We start from the raw sequence: 4,532 nt of genomic DNA, 5'->3' as shown, positions 1-4,532 counted from the left end.
ACGCCGGCTACATCTCCGGGCGGGAGACCGCGCTCCCGCACGGACACACTCCGAACGAGCGACTCGCCGAGGGCGACGTCCTCGTCACGGGCGCGACCGCGAACGTCGACGGCTACCGCTCCGAGCTGGAGCGGACGATGTTCGTCGGCGACTACTCCGACGAGCAGGAGCACTACTTCGAGCTCATGCTGGAGGCGCAGACCCTCGCCATCGACGCGCTCGGACCGGGCGTCCCGGTGGCCGAGGTCGACGAGGTCGTCTGGGAGTACTTCGAGGAGCAGGGCGTGACAGACCTCGCGCGACATCACGTCGGCCACAACATCGGCCTCGGCGCCCACGAGCCGCCGTACATCGACCGCGGCTGGGGCGAGCGCTACGACGGCGACGACGCCGTGATGGCGCCGGGACAGGTGTACACGATCGAGCCCGGGCTCTACACCGACCAGTACGGCTACCGCCACTCGGACACCGTGGCGATCACCGACTCGGGAACCGAGACGCTCACGCACTTCCCGCGGGAGATCGACGCGAACGTCGTGTGAGTTACCGCACGCGACCGACGACGATCCGGTGACCGGTCTCTTTCGCGTGTTTCCGCTCCAGGTCGGTCGCCTCGTCGCCGTCCTCGAACAGGCGCTCAACCGGGCACTCCCGGCAGACGACGTGGTACTTCGGCTGTTGCGTTACGGAGCTCATGGACTCGTCCACGCGGCGTCCTGACCTAGTTAAACGCACCGTACCGCGGTTAATGCGGTCATTAATCGAGCCTCGGAGGCGCTGACGAAATCCGGCAGGTGAGTTCCCGGGGAGTCGGTGCGCTGATTACGCTTCGAAAGCCGCTGAGTAGACCCTTCCTTGGACGTGATGTTCCGTCGCGGAAACGTATCGAAACCCACCGCGACGCGTCGCTTCCACGCGGTATCCCTGACGCGCCAAGGCGTCGTTACAGCCGCCACCGACGTCGTCATCGACGCCGGCGATGAGCAGGTCCAAGCGCTCCTGTGACCGTTGATACCGGGCGTGGGCCAGTTCGAGATCGGCGCAGTCAGTCGAGCCGTACGCGACGGTACCCTCCACGAGTATCGTCTCGTCCTCGGCCGTGATTTCCGGACGTGCATCCGCGTCGATGCCCGTCTCTACCTGTTCGAACGTGACCTCAACGGAACCGTCCGAGAGTCTGCCGAGGCACCCGCCACTGACGGCGGCGAGTGCGATGCCGGTGCCGGCGAGGAACGCTCGACGTCTCATCTCTGAGACGAGATGAGCGAGACGGATATTCTTTGTCCCGGTCGTTCAGACGTCGGTTTCCGGGGGCGCTGAATCGGTCAGTCGTCCCCGGCGTTTCGCTCGAACCGATCGAGCGCGAAATCGAGCATGTCCGGGCTCACGGGCCGGTACTCCTCGCGCTCGTGTGCGGGGAGGTACTCGCGGACGCCGTTCCACGAATCGCGGGCGTACCGGGCGTCGAGCAGGACGCGCACCCCGCGCTCGTCCGGTCCGCGGATGACGCGGCCGACGGCCTGCCGAGCCTTCCGCACCGCGGGCACCGTGAGCGCCGTCTCGAACCCGGACTCGAACCGGCGGTCGTAGGCGGTGATCACGGCTCGCGTGCGCGGCCGCGCCGTGTTGATGATCGGGACGCCGCACACCACGGCGGCCGACAGGCGGTCCCCGCGGTAGTCCACGCCCTCGGTGAGCGTGCCGCGGAGGCTCGTCACGAGCACCTTCCCCTCGCCCGCGAAGAAGTCGTCTTTCAGCGACTCCGTGGCGCGGTCACCGGAGGACTCGTCGAGCAGCACGGGCTTGTCCAGCCGCTCCGCGAGCGACTCGGCCATCCACGTCGCCTCCGCGTAGCTGGGGGTTCCGACGAGCACGTTCCCCTCGCGGGCGGCCACCGTCGCCGTCGCGTCGAGGTGCGCGAGGCGCGTGTCGTTTTCCTCGCCGGGCGCGCCGCGGTTCTGGTGGGTGAACTTCGGGGCGTCGACCGCGAAGCTCGCGCGGTTCTCCGCGGGAAAGGAGAGCCCGTACGTCCGATCGACGACCGGCCGCCCCCGCGACTCGAGGTGGTCCAGCCCGGTCACCTCGCGGAACACGTCCATCGGCTCCAGCGTGGCGCTCATGAGGACGCCGCCCCCGAACTCGGCCAGTCGGTCGCCGATGGGCTCGCTCGGGAGGCAGTTGTACAGCGCGAGGCTCGCGTTGTACGCGCGCCGCCACGAGTCCGGCGGCGCCGTCTCGTCCCACGTCCGTTCGAGGTCGATCGCCCGGAAGAACTCCTCGTGGTCCTCGCGGTACCAGGCGTTGAGCGTCCGGCCGACGCCGGGCGCGGCCCGCTTCTTGTCCTCCGCTTCCAGCGAGTCGAGCACGCGCTTGACGACCGCGCCGACCTGTCGCGCCCGCGCCCAGACGCGGTCGCCGTACCCCTCTCGGTTCGCCCACGCCGTGATCTCGTCTTCGGCCGGCTCTTCGGGGTCGCGGAGCGCGATCTCGTCGTCGTCGAGGTCGCGCATCGACGCCCGCCAGTCGGGGCGCTCGCGGTCGAGCCGCGCCGTCACCCGCCGGTCGAGCTCGCCTCGGAGGTCGGCGTAGAACTCGCGGACGGACTGGATCTCCTCGACGGTCACGTCCGCGTCCGCCAGCTCGCCGCGCACGAGTTCGGCGTCGTCCGACTCGGCGCCCGCCGTCTCGAAGGAGAGCGGCTGGACGACGCGCGTGAGCTCGTTCTCGGCGTCGCGGAGGCTGGCGTCCGCGACCCGGTCGCTCACGAGGTCCCGCACGCGCGGTTCGAGCATGTGCGCCTCGTCGCAGACGACGAACGTCGTCTCGTCCAGCAGCGCGCCCGTGAACGTCCCGGTCGTCACGGGGTCGAACGCGTGGTAGTAGTTGCCGATCACGACCTCCACCTCGGGGACGAGCGCGCCCATGACCGAGTGGGGACAGGAGCCGTGGCCGGCGGCGAGCCGGACGAGTTCAGTCGGCCCGACGTGGCCGAGTTCCGTCACGTCGAACGGGACCGCCTCCGCCGGGTCCCCGTCCTCCGGGAGGTCGTCGAGGAAGCCGGCGTAGAAGGGACAGAACTCGGTCCCCTCGTACTCCTCGGTGTCCGGCCGATAGGGGGTGGGTTCGCCGTCGACGCTGAGGTAGTCGGCGGCGCCGGAGCCGTCGTCGGTCGCGCCGCCGTTCGAGCCGCTCGCCGAGCCGGCCTCCGAGTCCATGAGCCCCACCTGCTGGCTCCGCGCCTCGCTCACGAGGTTCGAGGTCGTCGTCGCGCCGCCGTCGCCGACGAGGTTCCGGGTGCGCTCGCGCAGCCCCTCGCAGCGCTCGTACACGTTCTCGCGGTCGACGCCGCCGCGGTTCTCGCGGGCGTACGGGCAGACGTCGGCCTTGCCGACGAGGGTGAGCCCGGAGACCGGGTCGTACCCGTCGGGGAGGTTCGCGTTGATCGTTCCCAGATCCGTCTCGAACTGCCGGAGCTGCTGTTTGACGCTCGTGAGGACGAAGACGCGTTCGAACTCGGAGCCGGGGTCGCGGACGCGGTCGAGCCCGGCGGTGAGCGCGAGCATCGTCTTGCCGGTCCCGCACGCGCCCTCCAGCGCGAGGAAGCCGCCGTCTGCTGCGGCGTCGACGGCGGCGTCGATCCCGTCGGCCTGCTCCGGATACGGCTCCTCGTGGCCGAAGATGTCGGCCCACGGCGGGGGGTCGGTCACTGTGGCGGCGTAGCTCCCGACCGGAGTTAAACCTTGAGAGAACGCGGCGGCCGCGGCGGTCAGCGCGGCCGGGGCCGCCGGTCGCGTACGGGGGCGGTCGGTCGCTCCGTGCGCGTTAGCCGACGATGTCGTGCAGGTCGGAGAGCCGCTCGATCTCCCAGGTCGGCCAGACGTTCAGCTCCCAGTCGCGGCGGTGGGGCCGCCGGATAAACGCGGAGTCGATGCCCGCGTTCTCGGCCGCGCGGACGTCCGACTCGTTGTCGCCGACGAACAGGGCGTTGCCGGCGCCGAGGTCGCCGAGCGCCTGCTCGATGTAGTGCGGGTTCGGCTTGCGGAGCTGGAGCGAGTGGATCGTCGGCTCGCGGCCGTACGCGGCGCCGAACCGCTCGAAGCCGTCGAAGTGATCGACGAGGAAGTCCACGGTCGCCTGCTGGTTCGAGGAGACGATCCCCATGTCCACGTCGAGGCTCTGGAGCTCGTTGAGGTCGTCGTACGGAGTCTTGCGCCCCGCGCGAGCCTCCTGCTGTTGGGCCTTCGAGACCACGTCGTCGCGGGTCCGCCAGAACGACCCCGCATCGAGGTCGTACGTCTGGCAGACGGTCCCCACGCTGCCGGGGGTCGCACCGATAGTCATGCGCTCTACGTCGTCCGGATCGGGCTCCTCGACGCCGCACTCTTCGAACGCGTTCCGGGTTGCGTCCCGGAGCACGTCGAACCGCGTGCGGCCCACGAGGACACCGTCGTTGTCGAACACGACGGTATCGTACGTCATACACTCTGCACTCGCTCGGTACTTAAAAGGGTTTCACCAACGCCGCGACACGA

General features: G+C 69.7%; 5 protein-coding genes. 1 reads left to right on the top strand and 4 read right to left on the bottom strand.

What is annotated here, in order from left to right; translation table 11 throughout:
• On the top strand, positions 1-542 hold a 542-nt coding region (locus R6U01_RS12945; RefSeq protein ID WP_410286872.1), incomplete at its 5' end, for a M24 family metallopeptidase.
• 1 nt (position 543) lies between these two features.
• Here R6U01_RS12945 and R6U01_RS12940 read toward each other — a convergent pair.
• The 4 genes from R6U01_RS12940 to R6U01_RS12925 form a co-directional block, all read right to left on the bottom strand.
• On the bottom strand, positions 544-696 hold the full coding sequence (locus R6U01_RS12940) for a hypothetical protein (protein WP_410286871.1): 153 nt from the start codon (positions 694-696) through the stop codon (positions 544-546).
• 126 nt (positions 697-822) lie between these two features.
• Complete coding sequence (locus tag R6U01_RS12935; RefSeq protein WP_410286870.1) at positions 823-1,248, bottom strand: hypothetical protein; 426 nt, start codon at positions 1,246-1,248, stop codon at positions 823-825.
• 77 nt (positions 1,249-1,325) lie between these two features.
• On the bottom strand, positions 1,326-3,707 hold the full coding sequence (locus tag R6U01_RS12930; RefSeq protein WP_410286869.1) for an ATP-dependent DNA helicase: 2,382 nt from the start codon (positions 3,705-3,707) through the stop codon (positions 1,326-1,328).
• Between the two features lie 115 nt (positions 3,708-3,822).
• Positions 3,823-4,479: an HAD family hydrolase gene (locus R6U01_RS12925; protein ID WP_410286868.1), complete on the bottom strand. Its 657-nt coding sequence runs from the start codon at positions 4,477-4,479 to the stop codon at positions 3,823-3,825.
• Positions 4,480-4,532 lie beyond the last annotated feature (53 nt).

It is taken from the genome of Halorubrum sp. (assembly GCF_046498025.1).
In the GTDB taxonomy this organism is placed as follows: Archaea; Halobacteriota; Halobacteria; order Halobacteriales; family Haloferacaceae; genus Halorubrum.
This window is presented reverse-complemented; position numbering and strand designations above follow the sequence as displayed.